General features: G+C 59.4%; 15 protein-coding genes. 6 read left to right on the forward strand and 9 right to left on the reverse strand.

The features are described 5' to 3' along the window. The 4 genes from T18_RS27725 to tesB all read right to left on the reverse strand — a co-directional run. The coding region (locus tag T18_RS27725) for a DNA translocase FtsK 4TM domain-containing protein (RefSeq protein WP_323455228.1) at nt 1-1,222 on the reverse strand (1,222 nt) is incomplete at its 3' end. Nucleotides 1,223-1,439: 217 nt separating this feature from the next. Next, on the reverse strand, nt 1,440-2,789 hold the full coding sequence (locus tag T18_RS14860; RefSeq protein WP_003516494.1) for an ammonium transporter: 1,350 nt from the start codon (nt 2,787-2,789) through the stop codon (nt 1,440-1,442). Nucleotides 2,790-2,817: 28 nt separating this feature from the next. Next, nucleotides 2,818-3,168 carry a P-II family nitrogen regulator gene (locus T18_RS14865; protein WP_019565993.1) on the reverse strand — a complete coding sequence of 117 codons (351 nt, stop codon included), beginning with the start codon at nt 3,166-3,168 and terminating at the stop codon, nt 2,818-2,820. A 211-nt stretch (nt 3,169-3,379) separates the two neighbouring features. Continuing rightward, nucleotides 3,380-4,264 (reverse strand): acyl-CoA thioesterase II, encoded by an 885-nt coding sequence (tesB, locus tag T18_RS14870; protein ID WP_038492516.1) that lies wholly within the window; start codon nt 4,262-4,264, stop codon nt 3,380-3,382. Here tesB and T18_RS14875 point away from each other — a divergent pair. From T18_RS14875 to fdxA, 4 genes are all read left to right on the forward strand, one after another. After that, on the forward strand, nt 4,213-5,565 hold the full coding sequence (locus T18_RS14875; RefSeq protein ID WP_410118141.1) for a ubiquinone biosynthesis hydroxylase: 1,353 nt from the start codon (nt 4,213-4,215) through the stop codon (nt 5,563-5,565). The two genes, tesB and T18_RS14875, sit on opposite strands and share 52 nt — an antisense overlap. 461 nt (nt 5,566-6,026) lie before the next feature. After that, on the forward strand, nt 6,027-9,113 hold the full coding sequence (locus tag T18_RS14885) for a helicase-related protein (protein ID WP_038492508.1): 3,087 nt from the start codon (nt 6,027-6,029) through the stop codon (nt 9,111-9,113). Nucleotides 9,114-9,116: 3 nt separating this feature from the next. Beyond that, nucleotides 9,117-9,533, forward strand: a complete 417-nt coding sequence (locus T18_RS14890; RefSeq protein ID WP_003516506.1) for an RNA-binding S4 domain-containing protein — start codon at nt 9,117-9,119, stop codon at nt 9,531-9,533. 158 nt (nt 9,534-9,691) lie between these two features. Further along, on the forward strand, nt 9,692-10,030 hold the full coding sequence (fdxA, locus tag T18_RS14895) for a ferredoxin FdxA (protein ID WP_003516508.1): 339 nt from the start codon (nt 9,692-9,694) through the stop codon (nt 10,028-10,030). 86 nt (nt 10,031-10,116) lie between these two features. Here the strand turns inward: fdxA and holA are convergent, their stop codons facing one another. Genes holA through leuS form a run of 3 tightly spaced genes read right to left on the reverse strand, consistent with a single transcriptional unit; the run spans nt 10,117 to nt 14,334 of the window. Further along, nucleotides 10,117-11,154, reverse strand: a complete 1,038-nt coding sequence (gene holA / locus T18_RS14900; protein ID WP_038492506.1) for a DNA polymerase III subunit delta — start codon at nt 11,152-11,154, stop codon at nt 10,117-10,119. 11 nt (nt 11,155-11,165) lie between these two features. After that, nucleotides 11,166-11,657 (reverse strand): LPS assembly lipoprotein LptE, encoded by a 492-nt coding sequence (gene lptE, locus T18_RS14905; RefSeq protein ID WP_003516512.1) that lies wholly within the window; start codon nt 11,655-11,657, stop codon nt 11,166-11,168. Between the two features lie 46 nt (nt 11,658-11,703). Continuing rightward, entirely contained in the window at nt 11,704-14,334 is a 2,631-nt protein-coding gene (leuS, locus tag T18_RS14910; RefSeq protein ID WP_038492503.1) for a leucine--tRNA ligase, read from the reverse strand. 193 nt (nt 14,335-14,527) lie between these two features. On the opposite strand from leuS, the gene T18_RS14915 reads away from it, so the two are divergent. After that, nucleotides 14,528-15,187 carry a YggS family pyridoxal phosphate-dependent enzyme gene (locus T18_RS14915; protein WP_003516516.1) on the forward strand — a complete coding sequence of 220 codons (660 nt, stop codon included), beginning with the start codon at nt 14,528-14,530 and terminating at the stop codon, nt 15,185-15,187. Between the two features lie 109 nt (nt 15,188-15,296). Here the strand turns inward: T18_RS14915 and T18_RS14920 are convergent, their stop codons facing one another. Next, on the reverse strand, nt 15,297-16,001 hold the full coding sequence (locus T18_RS14920) for a DUF1013 domain-containing protein (RefSeq protein ID WP_003516519.1): 705 nt from the start codon (nt 15,999-16,001) through the stop codon (nt 15,297-15,299). A gap of 232 nt (nt 16,002-16,233) precedes the next feature. Here T18_RS14920 and acs point away from each other — a divergent pair, with 232 nt between their 5' ends. After that, nucleotides 16,234-18,189 carry an acetate--CoA ligase gene (acs, locus tag T18_RS14925; RefSeq protein WP_003516521.1) on the forward strand — a complete coding sequence of 652 codons (1,956 nt, stop codon included), beginning with the start codon at nt 16,234-16,236 and terminating at the stop codon, nt 18,187-18,189. A gap of 105 nt (nt 18,190-18,294) precedes the next feature. Here acs and T18_RS14930 read toward each other — a convergent pair whose 3' ends face one another. Then, nucleotides 18,295-19,302 carry a TRAP transporter substrate-binding protein gene (locus T18_RS14930; protein ID WP_003516523.1) on the reverse strand — a complete coding sequence of 336 codons (1,008 nt, stop codon included), beginning with the start codon at nt 19,300-19,302 and terminating at the stop codon, nt 18,295-18,297. Between the last annotated feature and the right edge of the window lie 19 nt (nt 19,303-19,321).

The following is a 19,321-nucleotide window of genomic DNA, read 5'->3' on the forward strand; positions in this document are numbered from 1 at the left end:
TCAGCGTATGGTCGCGAACGACGTTCTTGGGTTCCGCCAGAAGATGCACGGTGGGCAGCTGGAAACCGTCTGCGGCAATAAAGGAGGCCTGCGCTTCCCTTGCCACGCGCTCGCTGGGCTTCGGGCGTGCGGAAGGGGCGGTTATTCTGGGCTGGCCGCGCCCAGGTGCCTGTCTTGCCACGAACTTCGGGTCGTTCTCGTCCAGGCTGTGGTCGTCCGAGAGAATGCCGTTGGGCAACCGCCGACTGTCTGCGTCCAACGACGGTTCGTCGTCCCCGTCCGCATCATGATCGGGCGCGATGGAGGGAGGCGACATCTGGCGACGGGATGCGGCGCGTTCTTCGAAAGACGGTTCCGCGCGCTGGTCGAGGCGGTTGATCGCCGTCTTGAGGCGAGAGGGTTCGTTCAGCGTGCCGAATTCATATTCGTTGAAATCGTAAGGGTGTTCGAATTCACCGTGCAGGGATTTCGACTTCAGGCCGAACAGGCGGCGAAGTCGGGCCTGCGAGATGTACCAGTAATGTGCGATTGCGCCGAAGGCGAGAATATTGGCGAAGAAACCTTCGCCCTCGTCATCGTCTTCTTCGTCGACCTGACGGGTGGCACGGGCCTTGTTTGCGACCGGCGCGCGTTCTTCCTGTTCCAGGTCATCTTCCGGGCGTCCCACGAGACCGGCGGCAAACAGCATCATCAAGGCGGCGGGAGCAGCGAATATAGCGCCCAGCACCGTCGCAATCGTGCCGGTGGGGTAAGCGCCGATGAAGAGAGCTGGGAAGCGCAGGATCATATCGCCGATGACGCCACCGATGCCGTTCGGCAGCGGCCATGTCACGGGCGCGGGAAAACAGCCGAGCGAGGCGGCGCAGACGATGGCGCCGGCGATCCAGGCGACGAGGCGGGCGGGTATCCGGTTGAACTTGCGACCGGCGATCAGGGCGATCGCCCAGGCAATCACCGGCAAAAGCGCGATGATTGCGGAAAGGCCGAGGAACTGCATCACGATATCGGCGAAGATTGCGCCGCCGTAACCGAGAAGATTGGTGGGTTGGTTGCCTGTTGCATAGGACAGGCTCGGGTCCGCCACGTTCCATGTCGCAAGTGCGGTAATCCCCAGCGCAATCGTGGCAAGCAAGGCAAAACCGGCAAGAGCCATGACCTGCCGCACGAAAAACGCCGTCAGCACGAAACGCGTGTGACGACCGTCGAATGTCGGAGAATTCATTCTGCCCATGTCCCTGAACCCGTAGTTTTTGTGGTTTCGGCAAGATCCGGCAGTTGACCAGATCCCGGATTGACAGGGAAAACTAACAGCCTGCTGGTTAATGTCGTGTTAACCATGCGGTTTTTTAAAAGCCGCTTCCGGATTTGCGGCAAAGAAAAGGCCCGCCGAAGCGGGCCTTCTTTTGGGAGAGGGGATGGAGAACCCCTTTTCCCGGATATCAGGAGTGGTAGGCGGCTTCGCCGTGGGTCGCAAGGTCGAGACCTTCGCGTTCCGCTTCGACCGGAACCCGCAGACCAACGATCACGTCGACGATCTTGTAGAGGATTGCCGAGACGACTGCGCACCATACGATGGTGATGGCGACGGCAACGAACTGCGTCCAGAGCTGCGAGGAGATGGAGAAGTCCGCCTTGCCCGTGCCGCCAAGCAGCGGAGACGTGAAGATGCCGGTGCCGAGGGCGCCGATGATGCCGCCGATGCCGTGGACACCGAAGACGTCAGCTGTGTCATCGTAGCCAAACTTGTTCTTCACAACCGAGACGAAGAAGTAGCAGATCGGCGAGACGATGAGGCCGAGAACGATAGCGCCCATGGGTCCGACGGAACCGGCCGCAGGCGTTACGGCGACGAGGCCGGCGATCATGCCCGAAGCTGCGCCCAGCATGGAAGCCTTGCCGCGGGTGAAGCTTTCAACCAGCGACCAGGAAACGATGGCTGCTGCAGTGGCGAGGAAGGTGTTCATGGTTGCAAGAACCGCACCGCCAGATGCTTCGAGGTTGGAGCCGGCGTTGAAGCCGAACCAGCCGAACCACAGCATGGCTGCGCCAACCAGCGTCAGCGTCATGGAGTGCGGGGCCATCATGTCCTTGCCGAAGCCGGTACGCTTGCCGACCATGATCGCGCCGATCAGACCGGCGATACCGGCATTGATGTGGACGACGGTGCCGCCGGCGAAGTCGAGAGCGCCCATGCCGAAGATCAGGCCGTTCGCGTCCCAGACCATGTGAGCGATCGGGAAGTAGACGAAGGTGGCCCAAAGGATGGTGAACAGGATGACTGCCGAGAACTTCACGCGTTCCGCGAATGCACCGATGATCAGCGCGGGCGTGATGGCCGCAAAGGTCATCTGGAAGGCGATGAAGGTGTATTCGTAGATCACGACGCCCTGGGAGAAGGTTGCCGAGGTGCTGTCAAGCGAAACGCCGGACAGGAACAGCTTGCCGAAACCGCCGAAATACGGGCCGGTGCCGCCGCCGAAGGCGAAGGAGTAACCGTAGATTACCCAGACGAGCATCATGACCGCGCCGATGACCGTGCACTGCATGAGAACGGAGAGCATGTTCTTTGTGCGCACGAGGCCGCCATAAAACAGGGCGAGACCCGGAATGATCATGAAAAGCACGAGGATCGTCGCGACATACATGAATGCGGTATCGGCTTTTTCCGGAACGGGGGCCGCCGCTGCTACTGCCGGCGCGGCATCCTGCGCAAAGGCGATTGCCGGGGCCATCAGGGCTGCCACACCGGCACCCAGTTTGCCGAGCGTTGAAAACTTGTTGAGTTGCATAGCTAGAAAACTCCCTGTCAGCCGTGCTTCAAAGCGCTTCTGTGTTGGTTTCGCCGGTACGGATGCGCACGGCCTGTTCGATAGAGTAGACGAAGATCTTGCCGTCACCGATCTGCCCGGTTTTTGCAGCCGACGCGATTGCCTCGACAGCCTTGTCGACGACGTCTGATGCAACCGCGATCTCGATCTTCAGTTTGGGAAGAAAGCTCACCGCATATTCCGTGCCGCGATAAATCTCGGTATGTCCCTTCTGGCGTCCGTAACCCTTTACCTCGGTCACGGTCAGGCCTTGGATGCCGACGCCGGTGAGCGCTTCGCGCACTTCATCCAGCTTGAACGGCTTGATAATGGCCATCACAATTTTCATCTGGTTTCCCATCCTTTGTTTGTCCTCGGCACGGAGCCGACTCTCCTCGCGCTGGCAGATCAGTAACAGCGACCACGGACATACATTCAAGGGGCGTGCCAGTTTTGATGCGGCATCTAAGTTATTGAAATATAAAAATTATATGACAGGCGTCTGAAAAACGGGCATCGGGTGGCGCAATTTTCGTCTATTAAATGTGCGATTTTTTAAAAAAGCGCATTATTTAAGCATTTGCCCTTTTGCGGATCAAACCTTCCTGTGCGACGGAGGCGATCAGTTCACCCTGTCTGGTGAAAATATTGCCACGGGTCAAACCGCGTGCTCCCGAGGCGCTGGGGCTGTCCTGCGTGTAGAGCAGCCAGTCGTCCAGCCGGCAGGGACGGTGGAACCACATGGCGTGATCGAGGCTCGCCACCTGAATGGCCGGATCGAAGATTGTCGTCCCATGGGCATAGAGCGACGTGTCGAGCAACGTCATATCCGAGAGATAAGCGAGAATGGCCGACTGGAAACGTGGATCGTCCGGCACATTGCCGACAGCGCGAACCCAGATATCCTGCTGCGGTTCCAGCTTTTCCTTCGAAATATAATGGGTCAGCGAAACCGGCCTGATCTCTATCGGGCGCTTGTTGCTCCAGTATTTGCGGATCGAAGCGGGTGCGTTGGCGAGGAAGGCCGCCTGCATCTCATCTTCACTCATCAGCCTTTCGGGCGGCGTCACATCCGGCATTTTTATCTGATGATCGAATCCGTCCTCGACGATCTGGAACGACGCCGACATGGAAAAGATCGCCTTGCCATGCTGGATGGCGACCACGCGCCGGGTGCAGAAGCTCGCACCGTCGCGAATGCGCTCCACCTGGTAGAGGATGGGCACCAGCGGGTCGCCGGGGCGCATGAAATAGGAATGCAGTGAATGAACGAAACGGTCATCATCCACGGTTCGTTGAGCTGCAATCAATGCCTGCGCGATGACCTGGCCGCCGAAAACGCGCTGCCAGCCGATTTGCGGGCTTTCACCCCGAAACAGGTTTTCTTCCAGCTTCTCGAGATCGAGTGTGGAGATCAGATTGGCCATCGGATCTGACGTTTGCGAGGGATGCGACATTTTTTCGGCCTGCTCCGGCTGTAGGAAGACGTCACATGGTCTATAGTGCGCCGATGATGCGTGCACAAGATTTGAGGAGAAGCGCGATGCTGGACGTGGTGGTGGCAGGCGGCGGTTATGTCGGCCTTTCCGTTGCTGTCGCAATTAAGCAGGCAGCCGGACATCTTAATGTGCAGGTGGTTGAAGCCGCTCCCGAGGATGTCTGGAAGAAGGACGTCCGCGCCTCCGCCATTATCGCGGCGGCCACGCGCATGCTCGACGTTTTCGGCATATGGAACGAGATCGAGCCGGAGGCCCAGCCGATCCACAAGATGATCGTCACCGATTCGAACACCGCCGATCCGGTTCGCCCGGTGTTTTTGACATTCGACGGCGCGGTGGAGGAGGGCAGGCCCTTCGCTCATATGGTCCCGAATGTCGCGATGGTGGGTGCGCTGCGAGGCCTGTGTGAGCGCCTCGGCGTCGAAATCCGCCATGGTCTCAGTGTTTCCGGCTTTTCCGCCGGCCCGCAATCGACGGCTATTTCACTTTCCGACGGCTCGTCGCTTGAGGCGCGACTGCTCATAGCCTGCGATGGGGTCCGCTCGGCTTTGCGGGATATGGCAGGAATAAAAACCGTGCACTGGAATTACGATCAGTCCGGGATCGTCACCACCGTTGAACACGAGCGGCCGCATGAGGGCTGCGCGGAGGAACATTTTCTGCCGTCGGGGCCTTTCGCCGTGCTTCCCTTGAAAGGGAACCGCTCCTCGCTTGTCTGGACCGAACGTACGGCCGATGCCGACAGGCTGGTTGCTGCCGACGATCTGGTGTTCGAGGAGGAACTTGAACGCCGGTTCGGCCACAAGCTCGGTCCGGTCCGTCCCGTCGGTCCCCGTCGCGCCTTTCCGCTGGGCTTGACGCTGGCGCGTTCCTTCGTCGCGCCACGTTTTGCACTTGCCGGCGATGCGGCGCATGGAATTCACCCGATTTCCGGTCAGGGCCTCAATCTCGGCTTCAAGGATGTTGCGGCACTGGCCGAAACCGTGGTCGAGGCTGACCGTCTCGGCCTTGATATCGGCTCTCTCAACGTTCTCGACCGTTACCAGTCCTGGCGGCGTTTCGACACGTTGCGGATGGGCGTGACGACGGATGTGCTGAACCGGCTTTTCTCCAATGATGTCGGTCCCATTCGCGTCATGCGTGATTTCGGTCTGGGTGTAGTCGATCGTTTGCCGGGTCTGAAATCCTATTTCATCGGTCAGGCTGCCGGCACGACAGATGCGGGCGCGCCGCGCCTGCTTGCCGGCGAGGCGCTCTGATACTGCCGTTCCTGCCTGTGCCGGAGCGGCTTTCCAGCGATTGCCGCTTGACAGTCGATTCCGGTGTTTTCCGCCGGAAGCCGGTGCCGCAAAGCTAAATCCGGACAATGACTTACCCGGATTCACAATCTGGTATAGGGCAGGCATCTGCCAACCAGATGTTGCGGAGAACAAAAGCTGAATCCATTGGAGTCAGCGATTCGTATTCGATTCGTTCGCAGACTGTTCCGTATCCGAATCGATTCCGGTTTCGCCGGATTCTTTTTAATATTTCAAGTATCTGAATCAAAAAGGAAAATTCCGGCGGGGAAGGACCTGTTACCACTTTGCGGACAAGGCCTATTGCCTTTGTCGGCGGGCGTTGCCATGTGTGTTGCGTGTGCGGCCCGTATCAGTGAATGGCGGGCGGTACAGCAAGCAGATGAAGTCGATTCACGGATAGTACGTTGAATTTTCGCCCCATGATCCTGAGCGGCCGCGGTGTCACGGCCGTTCTCGGCCCCACCAATACCGGCAAGACCCATTACGCCATCGAGCGCATGGTGGCACATGGCAACGGTGTCATCGGCCTTCCGCTGCGCCTTCTGGCGCGTGAGGTCTATACCCGTCTTGTCGAAAAGGTGGGCGCGCCGAATGTGGCGCTGATAACCGGCGAAGAAAAGATCGCCCCTCCTAAAGCCAAATATTCCGTCTGCACGGTGGAAGCCATGCCGCGCGAGACAACGGCCGCATTCGTCGCCATCGATGAAGTGCAGCTGGCCGGTGATCTGGAGCGCGGGCATATCTTTACCGACCGCGTGCTGCATCTGCGCGGGCGGGAGGAAACGCTGCTTCTGGGTGCGGGCACGATGCGCCCGATCCTCGAAAAGCTGCTGCCGGGAATTACCGTGGTCGAACGTCCGCGCCTGTCACAGCTTTTTTATGCGGGCCAGAAGAAGATAACCCGCCTGCCGCAACGCACGGCAATCGTCGCCTTTTCGGCGGAAGAGGTCTATGCCATTGCCGAGCTGGTGCGCCGCCAGCGTGGTGGCGCAGCCGTTGTGATGGGCGCGCTTTCGCCGCGTACGCGCAACGCGCAGGTGGGGCTCTACCAGTCCGGCGACGTCGAATATCTCGTGGCGACGGATGCCATAGGCATGGGCCTCAACCTTGATGTCGATCATGTCGCCTTTGCGCAGGACCGCAAGTTCGACGGCTATCAGTTCCGCAATCTCAATCCGGGCGAGATCGGCCAGATCGCCGGCCGCGCCGGCCGCCATCTTCGCGATGGCACCTTTGGCGTGACGGGGCGCGTTGATCCATTTGACGACGAGTTGGTGGAGCGTATCGAAACCCATCAGTTCGACTCGGTGAAGGTGCTGCAATGGCGGACGAAAAATTTCGATTTTTCCTCCATCACCAATCTGCGTCTGAGCCTCGAAGCCGCCCCGGCGATCCAGGGACTGTCACGGGCCTTGCCGGCGATCGACCAGCAGGCGCTCGAATATCTGTCGCGCTACCCTGAAATCATCGACGTGGCGACGACGGAGGCGCGGGTGGAAAAACTCTGGGAGGCCTGCGCGCTTCCGGATTATCGCCGCATTGCGCCCGCTCAACATGCTGATCTGATCTCAACGCTCTATTTCGATCTGGTAAAACGTGGCACGGTGAACGAAGATTTCATGGGCGAACAGGTGCGCCGCGCCGATCGTACCGATGGAGAGATCGATACCTTGTCTGCAAGGATTGCGCAGATCAGAACATGGACTTATGTATCGAACCGCCCAGGATGGCTTGCCGATCCGACACACTGGCAAGAAAAGACGCGGGAAATCGAAGATCGATTGTCCGATGCTCTACATGAAAGGTTGACGAAACGCTTTGTTGATCGCAGGACATCTGTGCTCATGAGGCGCCTGAGAGAGAATGCGATGCTTGAAGCTGAAATCAGTGTAAATGGTGATGTCTTCGTAGAAGGACATCACGTCGGCCAGTTGGCCGGGTTCCGGTTCACGCCGGTGCCGGGAATGGAAGGGCCGGATCAGAAGGCCGTGCAGGCTGCTGCGCAGAAGGCGCTCGCGCTCGAATACGAGGCGCGTGCCGCGCGTCTGCACGCCAGCGGAAACGGTGATCTCGCTTTGAGCTCCGATGGTCTGGTTCGCTGGTTGGGCGAACCGGTGGCCCGCCTTTCGGCAGGCGACAATATCATGAAGCCGCGCGTGATCCTCTTTGCCGACGAGCAGTTGAGCGGCAATGCCCGCGATCATGCGCTGGCGCGCGTCGAACGTTTCGTTAATCATCAGATTGCGACCGTGCTGAAGCCGCTGGACGATATTTCGCGCGCCGAAGACCTTCAGGGTCTGGCGAAGGGGCTGGCGTTCCAGCTGGTCGAAAATCTCGGTGTCCTGTTCCGCCGTGACGTCACCGAAGACGTGAAGTCGCTGGATCAGGATGCGCGTGCCTCCATGCGCCGCTACGGCGTGCGTTTCGGCGCCTATCACGTCTTCCTGCCCGCGCTTCTCAAGCCCGCCCCGGCGGAGCTTGTCACGCTGCTCTGGGCGCTGAAGAACGATGGTCTCGGCAAGCCGGGTTACGGCGATCTCATTCCGGTGCTGGCCGCCGGTCGCACCTCTGTCGTGACGGACCCGACCTTCGAGCGGATGTTCTACAAGCTCGCCGGTTTCCGTTTCCTTGGAAAGCGCGCCGTGCGTATCGACATTCTCGAGCGTCTGGCCGATCTCATCCGTCCGCTGTTGCAGTGGAAGCCCGGTCAGCAGCCGCGTCCGGAAGGCGCTTATGACGGCCGCCGTTTCACGACGACGACCGCGATGCTTTCCATTCTCGGCGCAACGCTCGACGACATGGAAGAAATCCTCAAGGGTCTCGGTTATCGTGCCGATCAGGTAACGGCGGAAGAGGCGCAGGCCTTCCTCGCCAACCAGACCGGTGCTGCCGCTCCGGCCGCTTCTGAAGCGGTGACGGAAGACGAGAGCGCAGAGACCGAACACGAGGAACCGGCTTCGGAAGAGCAGGTTTCCGAGACGACGACTGTCGAAGCTGCTGAAGAAGCGCCGGTTGCGGAAGCTGTGGGCCAAGAGGCTGCTGTTAGCGAGGCTGCGCCGACGGAAAGCGCCGAGGCTGCCGAGCCGAAGCCTGTTCTTCTGTGGCGTCCGGGTGGTCGCAACGAAAACCAGCGTGGTGAAAACCGTCGTCCCGGCAACCGCGGTCAAGGCCGTGGCGAGGGTCGCGATCAGGCGCCACGCGAACAGGGTGAACGTCGTGGCGAAGGCCGTCGCGATAATCGTGACGGAGCAAATCGCGAGGCTGCCAATCGTGGCGGTGACGGCGAGCGCAAGCGTGATGGCGGACGTCCCGACCGTGGCAGCAACCGCAATAATGATCGTCAGGATCGCGGGGAGCGCAAGGACAGGCCGGACCGCAATGACCGTGGCGGGAAACCGCAGGGTCAGCAGCGTTTCGAAGCCAAGCCGCCGCGCAAGGAAAAGCCGATCGATCCGGATTCGCCCTTCGCCAAGCTTGCTGCTCTCAAGGAGCAGCTGAAGAAGTAAGCTATGGGGAGCAACGAACAGCCACTCGAAAGCACGCGTCAGCGTCTGGACAAGTGGCTGTTCTTTGCCCGCATGGCCAAATCCCGTTCACTTGCCCAAAGCTACATTCAGTCGGGCAAGGTCAAGGTCAACGGTGTCTCCATTCGCCAGCCCAGCCATCTGGTAAAGGCTGGTGACAGGCTCGATATCGGTTTCGAGCGCATGGACAAGGTGCTTGTCGTCAAATCCGGGGGCGAGCGGCGCGGGCCCTATGAAGAGGCCAAACTTCTCTACGACGATCTGACGCCGCCGCGTGAGCCTTCCGACAGGCTGAGCCCGCTGGAGCAGGCGATACGTCAGCCCGGAAGCGGTCGCCCCACCAAAAAAGAGCGCAGGGCGCTCGACAGGTTCCTGTCGGACAGCGACGGAAACAAAGAATAGAATAAACCTTCAAGTCTTAGCGGTTTTTCAGAATTGTTTATCCTTGCTATCTGAAGGCAAAGGCATTACCTCACTTGCAAAATTGCCCTGTCTGAATTCCGGGCGACGGCTTGTGTTCCGAAGCCCACAGACCCGGCCTGCATATTCTGGAGTTCATCATGACATATGTCGTGACCGACAATTGCATCCGCTGCAAATACACCGATTGCGTTGAAGTCTGCCCTGTCGACTGCTTTTACGAGGGTGAAAATTTCCTCGCTATCAATCCTGACGAATGCATCGATTGTGGTGTGTGCGAACCGGAATGTCCTGCCGAAGCGATCAAGCCTGACACTGAGCCGGGTCTCGACAAGTGGCTGAAGCTGAATACGGAATATGCGGCGATCTGGCCGAATATCACCATCAAGCGCGACCCCTTGCCGGAAGCCAAGGAAATGGATGGCGTGACAGGCAAGCTCGAGCTTTATTTCTCTGCCGAGCCGGGTAAGGGCGACTGAGTTCTCAACGACTGGTGTCCTTGGTATCATGATTTTAAAAGCCCTCGGAGCGTCAGCGTGAGGGCTTTTTGCCGATCTTCAGCGAGTTATCCGCCGCGGCCTGATTGCAATGTGGTCGATAGCAGGGTCAAAAGCGCCACGCTGTCTTCCAGGCTTTGGCGCTGGCGGCTTTGCAATATGGCCGCTTGCAGGCGGTTCATCTCACGGGCGATCGCCGCTGGCTGCCAGGTTCGCAGCGCCCTTTCGATAACCGGTTTCCTGCGAAAATGGATGTGGCGTCCAAGCGTTTGCATGACCTGCCCGGCCTGCTGCTTTTTCTCATCCATTTCGGCGCGCATCTGATCCAGCAACTGAAATTGCTTGAGGCATCCCTGAAGCACGAGAAAGATCGGCGTCTTCGACGAGACGATCTTCTGGGTGGCGTGGAAAAAGGCGTTTCTGTCGCCCTTCAGGATGGCATCGACGGCGTCGTCAGCCGAAACCGTGCTGGCATCGCCGATGATTGCCAGCACATCATCTTCCTCGATCACCTCTGCACCACGGCAATAGAGCGCAAGCTTGCGGATCTCGTTGCGCGAGGCAATCCGGTCGCCGCCCAACTGCTCGATCAGCCTCTGCCGTGCGGCCGGGGCAATGCGCAGATTGTCGGCAGACAGTTCCTGATCGATCAACGCATTCAACGAACGGGCGTCATCCGCATAACACGGGATTGCTGCGATAGAGCGAGCGGGTTCTGCGATCTTGCGCAGGCCCGTACCTTTTTTGATGTCGCCGGCCTCGATGATGAGGAAGCTGGCTTCGGGCGGCGTCTCAGCCAGAATCTGGAGAGCATCCACCAGCGCCTTTTCAGCCGAGGCACTTTTGATCCAGACGAGTTTTTCGCCACCGAAAAGGCCGATGGCGTTCACCTCGTCGAGAAGGCGGCCGGGATCGCCCTGCAGGTCGGATGCGCTCAGCTTCAACGATGCAAAGGCGTCATCCGGGTCAATGCCGGTCTTTTTGGCGATGAGGTTGGCCCGCTCCGACACGAGGCCGCGATCCGGGCCGTAGAGCACGAAAACGCGAAAGCGCTCCGCCGGATTTTCGGCGAAGCGATCAAATTCATGCGATTTTATCTCTGCCACGGCCGCCGCTCTCAGCGGCCAAGGGTGGCAGCGATATCGGTACGGATGATTTCAGCCAGTTCCCGGGCCGCACGGTTTTCTGCGTCGCGGATCGCCCTGATCTTGGCGAATTCCTGCTGTGGCAGATCCACCTGCGCCGTTACGCTACGCCGCGCGGAGCGCAGGATCTGGCCGTCGGAAATACGCGTCAGGACGTAATTACCGTTCATCACAACACGGCCTGGGTAAGGGCCGTTATAATTGCTGTTGGTACGGGTCGTCAGATCGTAGTTCTCGACTTCCGTGGACGTGGCGCTCGAGCTTACGGATAACTTGACGTTGTACTGAGCCGTAGCCGGTTCACCCGCACCGCCGGACACCAGGAAGATCAGCTGATTGCGCACTTCCTGCGTTATGCGGTCGCCGGCATTCGAGATGCTGACAGCCGCCAGTCTCTCCTTGGTTCCGGAAGCCTCGCCGTAAAGCGGGCGGACCTGGCAGCCTGCCAGAAGACCGGCCATCATCACGACGGAAACTGCTGCCGCAACGCGGCTCCATCTCGAAAAAACGTCAGACAACAATGTTCACAATCCTCTGCGGAACCACGATGACTTTTTTGGGCTCGCCACCGGCAAGAATGGATTTGACGGCATCCAGCGCAAGGGCAGCCGCTCGGACCGCATCTTGATCCGCATCGCGCGCGATTGTCAATTCGCCGCGCTTCTTGCCGTTGACCTGAACGGGCATGACCACATCGTTTTCCTCGACCAGCGAGGGTACAAAAGTTGGCCACGGCGTCTGGGCGACGAGACCCTCGTTGCCCAGCGCCGACCAGCATTCTTCGGCCAGATGCGGCGTCATGGGGGCAATGATGCGAATGAGGATTTCGACGGCATCACGCGCCGCCGCCTTGACGTCATCAGGCTTGCCACCAGCCGCGACATCCGCCAGCGGAGCTGCGAGCGCGTTGACCAGTTCGTAGATGCGGGCGATCGCCTTGTTGAAGGCGAGCTTGTCCAGATCCTCCTGAACGGCCTTCAGCGTCTTGTGGGCCGCCTTGGATACTGCCAGGCCCTCGCCCTCGCTCGCGGGCTTCGGCGTGACGCTCTTCAGTTCGGTCGCGACTTCGCCGATGATGCGCCAGACGCGCTGTACGAAGCGGTTTGAGCCTTCCACACCGGCTTCGGACCAGATGACGTCGCGGTCGGGCGGAGAATCCGACAGGACGAAGAAGCGAGCGGTATCCGCACCATAGGATGCGATGATGTCATCCGGGTCGACCACGTTCTTCTTCGACTTCGACATCTTCTCGATCGAGCCGATCTTCACTTCCGCACCGGAGGACAAGAGGAATGCCCGGCGGGCACCGTCAGTCTCTTCGATGCGCAGGTCGGCGGGCGCTACCCATTCACGGGTCAGGCCTTCACCGTGGCTGTAGGTCTCGTGCACAACCATGCCCTGCGTGAAAAGGCCCTTGAAGGGCTCCTTGACGCCGACATGGCCGGTCTCGCGCATGGCGCGGGTGAAGAAGCGCGAATAGAGCAAGTGCAGAATAGCATGCTCGATGCCGCCGATATACTGGTCCACCGGCAGCCAGTGGTTTGCGACCTTCGGATCCGTCGGCTCATCTTCCCAAGGCGCGGTGAAGCGCGTGTAGTACCAGCTGGAATCGACGAATGTGTCCATCGTGTCGGTTTCACGGCGTGCGTCATGGCCGCATTGCGGGCAGGCGACGTGACGCCATGTGGGGTGGCGATCCAGTGGGTTGCCGGGCACGTCGAAGGTCACGTCGTCGGGCAGCTTGACCGGCAGGTCCTTTTTCGGAACCGGAACTACGCCGCAGACTTCGCAATGGATGACGGGTATCGGGCAACCCCAGTAACGCTGGCGGGAAATGCCCCAGTCGCGCAGGCGGAAATTGACCTTGCGCTCGGCCTGCGGCGTGTTGCCCAGCGTCTGGGCAGAGAGCTTCTGCACGACCGCTTCAAAGGCGTCAGCGGTGTTCATGCCGTTCAGGAAGCCGGAGTTGATCATCACGCCATCATCGGTGAAGGCGACGTCTTCAATGGTGAAGCTGGCAGCGTCGGGGCCTTCCGGTGCAACGACGGCCACCACCGGCAAATCGTATTTACGGGCGAAATCCAGATCGCGCTGGTCACCCGAAGGGCAGCCGAATATCGCGCCGGTGCCGTAGTCCATCAGCACGAAGTTGGCGACATAGACCGGCAGTTCCCACGTCGGGTCCAGCGGATGCACGACCTTGACGCCGGTATCGATACCCTTCTTTTCCGCTGTTTCCAGCGCTGCGAGAGACGTGCCATGGCGGCGGCACTCGTCGCAGAACTCGGCAATATCAGGGTTCTTCTCCGACAGCTCTCTTGCCAGCGGATGGTCGGCGGCGATTGCCAGGAAGGATGCGCCGAACAGAGTGTCGGGACGCGTGGTATAAACAGTGATGTCGGCAAAGCCTTCCGGCACTGTGCCAGCAACGGTCTGCCAGCGCAGCGAAAGGCCTTCGGAGCGGCCGATCCAGTTCTTCTGCATCAGGCGTACTTTTTCCGGCCACTGATCCAGCGTGTCCAGCTCGTCCAGCAGATCCTGGCTGAAATCGGTGATTCGGAAGAACCACTGCGTCAATTCGCGCTGTTCGACCAGCGCGCCGGAACGCCAGCCGCGGCCGTCGATGACCTGCTCATTGGCCAGAACGGTATGGTCGACCGGATCCCAGTTAACCTTGGACTGCTTGCGGTAGACCAGACCCTTTTCCATGAAATCGACGAACAGCGCCTGCTGGCGGTGGTAATATTCCACATCGCAGGTCGCAAATTCGCGGGTCCAGTCCAGCGACAGGCCCATGGATTTCAGCTGGCCACGCATGGTGGCGATGTTCTGATAGGTCCAGTCCTTCGGGTGAACCTTGTTCTGCATAGCCGCGTTTTCGGCAGGCATGCCGAAGGCGTCCCAGCCCATGGGGTGCAGAACGTTGAAGCCGCGCGCGCGCTTGTAGCGCGCAACGACATCGCCCATCGCGTAGTTGCGGACGTGGCCCATGTGAATGCGTCCCGACGGGTAGGGAAACATCTCTAGAACGTAATACTTCTCGCGCGGATCGCTGTTGTCGGTCACGAAAACCTTGTCTTCGTTCCATTTCTGCTGCCAGCGCGGCTCGGCGTCGCGAGGATTGTAACGTTCGATGGCCATTGTTTAGAATTCCGGGTATCGAGGGGAAAAATTTGCGCTGACCTTCACCATGAAACGACCGGGGCGTCAAGTTTGGCGGGGCCTCCGGGCGTTCAATCTTGGCCAGCGTGCCTCAAATGGTGCTAAACCCGCTTGGCATCAAGGCAATCGGCGTCTAGTTAGCGTTCAGAATGTTTCAAATAGAGGTCCTGTGATGGAAATCGAAGCACGTCTTGAGGATGTCAGGCAACGCATAGCGGAGACAGCGGAAAAGTCCGGCCGCAAGGCGACGGATGTTTCTCTCGTCGCCGTCTCGAAGACGTTCGATGCGCAAGAGATCCAGCCGGTCATCGACAGCGGCCAGCGCGTGTTCGGCGAGAACCGCGTACAGGAAGCGCAGGGCAAGTGGCCTGCGCTTAAAGAAAAGACATCGGGTATAGAGCTGCACCTGATCGGGCCGCTGCAATCCAACAAGGCGGCGGATGCCGTTGCGCTGTTCGACGTCGTACAGAGCGTTGATCGGGAAAAGATCGCCCGTGCGCTTTCCGAGGAATGCGTCAAACAGGGCCGCAGCCTTCGTTTTTATGTGCAGGTCAATACCGGGCTGGAGCCACAGAAGGCTGGCATCGATCCACGCGAGACCGTCGCCTTCGTGGCTTTTTGCCGGGACGAGCTGAAATTGTCGGTCGAGGGCCTGATGTGCATTCCGCCTGCGGATGAAAATCCCGGTCCGCATTTTGCGCTTCTGGCGAAGCTTGCCAGACAATGCGGCCTCGAGAAGCTCTCCATGGGCATGTCGGGGGACTTCGAGACGGCGATAGAATTCGGCGCCACCAGCGTGCGTGTCGGCTCGGCAATCTTCGGTGCCCGCTAGAGCATTTCCGTTAAAAGCGCATAGCCGGTTTACTGGAAATGCCCTGAAGCTCTGAAAACAAAAAAACCCGGCACGACGGCCGGGTTTTCATAAACGGAAAGACTTTCGATCAGTAGTGATCGTCCTCGTCTTCGTCCTTCGGAGCCGATTTCAACGAGCTGAGCTTCTTGAAGACGGCGTCCGCGTCGATCTGCTTTTCTTCTTCGTCGCGCTGGAAGTTGTAATCCAGACCTTCCGTCGCCGTTGCCGGCTGCAGCGTGTTGCCAAGTTCTTCTGCTGTCGGCAGCGGGCGGCCGCGCGATGCGCGTTCAACTTCAAGATCGAGATCGATCTGGCTGCAGAGACCAAGCGTTACCGGGTCCATCGGGGTGAGGTTTGCCGAGTTCCAGTGGGTGCGGTCGCGGATCTGCTCGATGGTGGATTTGGTGGTGCCAACAAGACGCGAAATCTGCGCGTCCTTCAGCTCAGGATGATTGCGGACCAGCCAGAGAATGGCGTTCGGACGATCCTGACGCTTGGAAACCGGCGTGTAGCGCGGGCCACGGCGCTTGGATTCCGGCACACGAACCTTTGGCTCGGAAAGCTTGAGCTTGTGGTTCGGGTTGCCTTCAGCGCGGGCGATCTCGTCGCGGGAAAGCTGTCCGGTCGCGATCGGGTCGAGACCCTTGATGCCCTGCGCGGCTTCACCGTCGGCGATTGCCTTGACTTCGAGCGGATGCAGTTTGCAGAACGTGGCGATCTGATCGAACGACAGCGCGGTGTTGTCTACCAGCCATACAGCCGTAGCTTTTGGCATGAGCAATTGTTGAGCCATAGATACAGTCCTTCTGTCCGTCCGCGCCGGGGTCGCGGGCGTGGTATCAACCACTGATTTCCGGGATATTGGCGCTCTATAACCGGATTGCATCATAATTGCAATTCTTTGCGAAACAAATGCCTTTGTCTAATTGCCGTGTGCATTTGAACTGCTATGAATTCAACACATGCCTGAGGTGGGAGTCTCAAGGTCGCGCATATCAAGCCATATCTGGTTCCAGGAGGAGTTCATGTCTGCCAAAATCTACCCCGTGCTCAAATCGGCGAAAGCCCGCACGCTCATCGACAATGAGCGTTACCAGAAATGGTATCAGGAGAGCGTCGAGGATCCCGAAAAGTTCTGGGACAAGCACGGCCGGCGGATCGACTGGTTCAAGCCCTATACCAAGGTCAAGAACACGTCCTTCAAGGGAAGAGTGCCGATCAAGTGGTTCGAGGACGGCCTGACGAACGTCTCCTACAACTGCATCGACCGGCACCTGAAGACGCATGGCGAACGCACGGCGATCATCTGGGAAGGTGACAATCCCTATATCGACAAGAAGATCACCTACAATCAGCTCTATGATTATGTCTGCCGCCTGGCGAACGTGCTGAAGAAGCATGGTGTCAAGAAGGGCGACCGGGTCACCATCTATATGCCGATGATACCCGAGGCGGCCTATGCCATGCTCGCCTGCGCCCGCATCGGCGCCATTCATTCGGTCGTGTTCGGCGGCTTCTCGCCGGAAGCCCTGGCCGGCCGCATCGTCGATTGCCAGTCCACCTTCGTCATCACCTGCGATGAAGGCGTGCGTGGCGGCAAGCCGATCCCGCTCAAGGAAAATACCGACAAGGCGATCGATATTGCCGCCAAGCAATATGTCATCGTCAACAAGGTTCTGGTCGTGCGCCGCACCGGCGGCAAGACCGGCTGGGCGCCCGGCCGCGACATCTGGTACCATCAGGAAATCGCCACGGTGAAACCGGATTGCCCGCCGGTGAAGATGAGGGCGGAAGATCCGCTGTTCATCCTCTACACGTCAGGCTCCACCGGCAAGCCGAAGGGCGTGCTGCACACCACGGGCGGCTATCTCGTTTATACGTCGATGACACATGAATATGTCTTCGACTACAAGGACGGGGAGGTCTTCTGGTGCACCGCCGATGTCGGCTGGGTCACCGGCCATTCCTACATCGTCTACGGGCCGCTGGCGAACTGTGCGACGACGCTGATGTTCGAAGGCGTTCCCAACTTCCCGGATCAGGGACGGTTCTGGGAAGTCATCGACAAGCACAAGGTCAACATCTTCTACACCGCACCGACGGCGCTCCGATCCCTGATGGGGGCGGGCGACCAGTTCGTCACGCGTTCGTCGCGCGAAAGCCTGCGGCTTCTCGGCACGGTGGGCGAGCCGATCAATCCCGAAGCGTGGGAGTGGTATTACCATGTGGTCGGCGAGGATAAGAGCCCCATCGTCGATACCTGGTGGCAGACGGAAACGGGCGGCATTCTCATCTCGCCGCTGCCGGGTGCTACGGACCTGAAGCCGGGTTCGGCGACGAGGCCGTTCTTCGGCGTGCAGCCGCAGCTGGTCGATGCCGAAGGCAACGTGCTGGAGGGGCCGGCCGACGGCAATCTCTGCATCATTGATAGCTGGCCGGGCCAGTCGCGATCTGTTTACGGGGATCACCAGCGCTTCGTCGACACCTACTTCTCGACCTATAAGGGCAAGTACTTCACCGGTGACGGCTGCCGGCGCGATGAGGACGGTTATTACTGGATCACTGGCCGCGTCGATGACGTGCTTAACGTCTCCGGCCACCGCCTCGGCACCGCCGAAGTCGAGTCGGCACTTGTTTCGCATCATCAGGTTTCGGAAGCGGCGGTCGTGGGTTACCCGCATGCCATCAAGGGGCAGGGCATTTATTGTTATGTCACGTTGATGGCGGGCCAGAGCGGCGACTATGCGCTGCGCGAGGAGCTGGTAAAGCACGTCCGCAACGAGATCGGGCCGGTTGCGACGCCAGACAAGATCCAGTTCGCGCCAGGCCTGCCGAAGACCCGTTCGGGTAAGATCATGCGGCGTATTCTGCGCAAGATCGCGGAGGATGATTTCGGCGCGCTTGGGGATACATCGACGCTTGCAGATCCCGCGGTGGTCGAAGATCTCATCGCCAACCGGCAAAACCGCACGGCGTCCTGATTTTCTGGAAGAGGCTGCTTTGGCAGCCTTTTTCTTTTCTGTATTCGCATAAACAAAAACACCCGGAGGCTGACCTCCGGGTGTTTTAATTTTACCCAGACAGGATTACTGGCCGCGGATCTTCTTCAGGTCCGCCAGAACGGCGTCAACGACGTCGGCACCGATTTCAGCCTTGTGCTTTTCGTAAACGACCATCGACTTTTCGCGGATACGTGCCTGCTCTTCCGCAGACAGCGAGTTCACTTCAAGTCCTGCAGCCTTGATCTTTTCCAGCGACTTCTGGTTCAGTTCGCGGATGACCTTGCGCTCTTCGTCACGGCCGACGACTGCGCATTCGCGCAGGGCCGTCTGTTCTTCGGGTGTGTAGCTGTCAAAGATCGGCTTGGAGAAGAGGAAGAGGAACGGCGTATAGGCGTGGTTCGTCTCGGTGATGTACTTCTGCACCTCGTAGAACTTGGAGGTGTCGATCGTCACATAGGGGTTTTCCTGTGCGTCGATCGCGTTGGTTTCAAGAGCCGAGAACACTTCACCGAAAGCCATCGGCGTTGCATTGGCGCCGAGGTTCTGGAAGGTGTCGAGGAAGATGTTGTTCTGCATCACGCGAACCTTCAGGCCGGAAAAGTCTTCCCACTTGTTCACGGCGTGCTTGGAGTTCGAGAGGTTGCGGAAACCGTTTTCCCAGTAGGCCAGGTTTACGAGGCCCTGTTCTTCCAGCTTCTTGTTCATCATGTCGCCGAAGGCGCCGTCCATCACTGCATCGGCTTCCTTGGCATTGGAAAACAGGAACGGCAGGTCGAAGACGCCGAGCGACGGGATCAGGCCGACGAGCGGTGACGAGGACGTAACAACCGCTTCCTGAACGCCGGAGCGCAGGGCCTGCGTCGCCTGAAGGTCGCCGCCGAGAGCGCCGCCCCAGAATGCCGTCAGCTTCAGCTTGCCGCCCGACTTGTCGTCGAGGCAGGCCTGCATGGCCTTGATGCCGTTGCCGACCGGGTGGTCCTGGTTGATGCCGTTCGAAACGCGGATGTTGCGGCTGTTGAATTCAGCCATTGCCGGGGCTGCGGCGCCCACCGCAAAAGCGATGGCCGTGGTGGTCAGAAGAAGCTTTCTCATAATATCCTCCCTTGGATTT

The sequence above is a fragment of the Rhizobium sp. TBD182 genome (assembly GCF_001950375.1).
Taxonomy (GTDB): Bacteria; Pseudomonadota; Alphaproteobacteria; order Rhizobiales; family Rhizobiaceae; genus Agrobacterium; species Agrobacterium tumefaciens.

What these genes read in the sequence shown, in the direction of transcription:
- leuS (WP_038492503.1), bottom strand. Translation starts at nt 14,334, where the DNA reads ATGGCCATCGAACGTTACAATCCTCGCGACGCCGAGCCGCGCTGGCAG.
- lptE (WP_003516512.1), bottom strand. Translation starts at nt 11,657, where the DNA reads ATGATGGCCGGTCTTCTGGCAGGCTGCCAGGTCCGCCCGCTTTACGGC.
- T18_RS14885 (WP_038492508.1), top strand. Translation starts at nt 6,027, where the DNA reads ATGATCCTGAGCGGCCGCGGTGTCACGGCCGTTCTCGGCCCCACCAAT.
- T18_RS14865 (WP_019565993.1), bottom strand. Translation starts at nt 3,168, where the DNA reads ATGGGAAACCAGATGAAAATTGTGATGGCCATTATCAAGCCGTTCAAG.
- T18_RS14930 (WP_003516523.1), bottom strand. Translation starts at nt 19,302, where the DNA reads ATGAGAAAGCTTCTTCTGACCACCACGGCCATCGCTTTTGCGGTGGGC.
- T18_RS14920 (WP_003516519.1), bottom strand. Translation starts at nt 16,001, where the DNA reads ATGGCTCAACAATTGCTCATGCCAAAAGCTACGGCTGTATGGCTGGTA.
- T18_RS14890 (WP_003516506.1), top strand. Translation starts at nt 9,117, where the DNA reads ATGGGGAGCAACGAACAGCCACTCGAAAGCACGCGTCAGCGTCTGGAC.
- acs (WP_003516521.1), top strand. Translation starts at nt 16,234, where the DNA reads ATGTCTGCCAAAATCTACCCCGTGCTCAAATCGGCGAAAGCCCGCACG.
- T18_RS14860 (WP_003516494.1), bottom strand. Translation starts at nt 2,789, where the DNA reads ATGCAACTCAACAAGTTTTCAACGCTCGGCAAACTGGGTGCCGGTGTG.
- fdxA (WP_003516508.1), top strand. Translation starts at nt 9,692, where the DNA reads ATGACATATGTCGTGACCGACAATTGCATCCGCTGCAAATACACCGAT.
- T18_RS14915 (WP_003516516.1), top strand. Translation starts at nt 14,528, where the DNA reads ATGGAAATCGAAGCACGTCTTGAGGATGTCAGGCAACGCATAGCGGAG.
- tesB (WP_038492516.1), bottom strand. Translation starts at nt 4,264, where the DNA reads ATGTCGCATCCCTCGCAAACGTCAGATCCGATGGCCAATCTGATCTCC.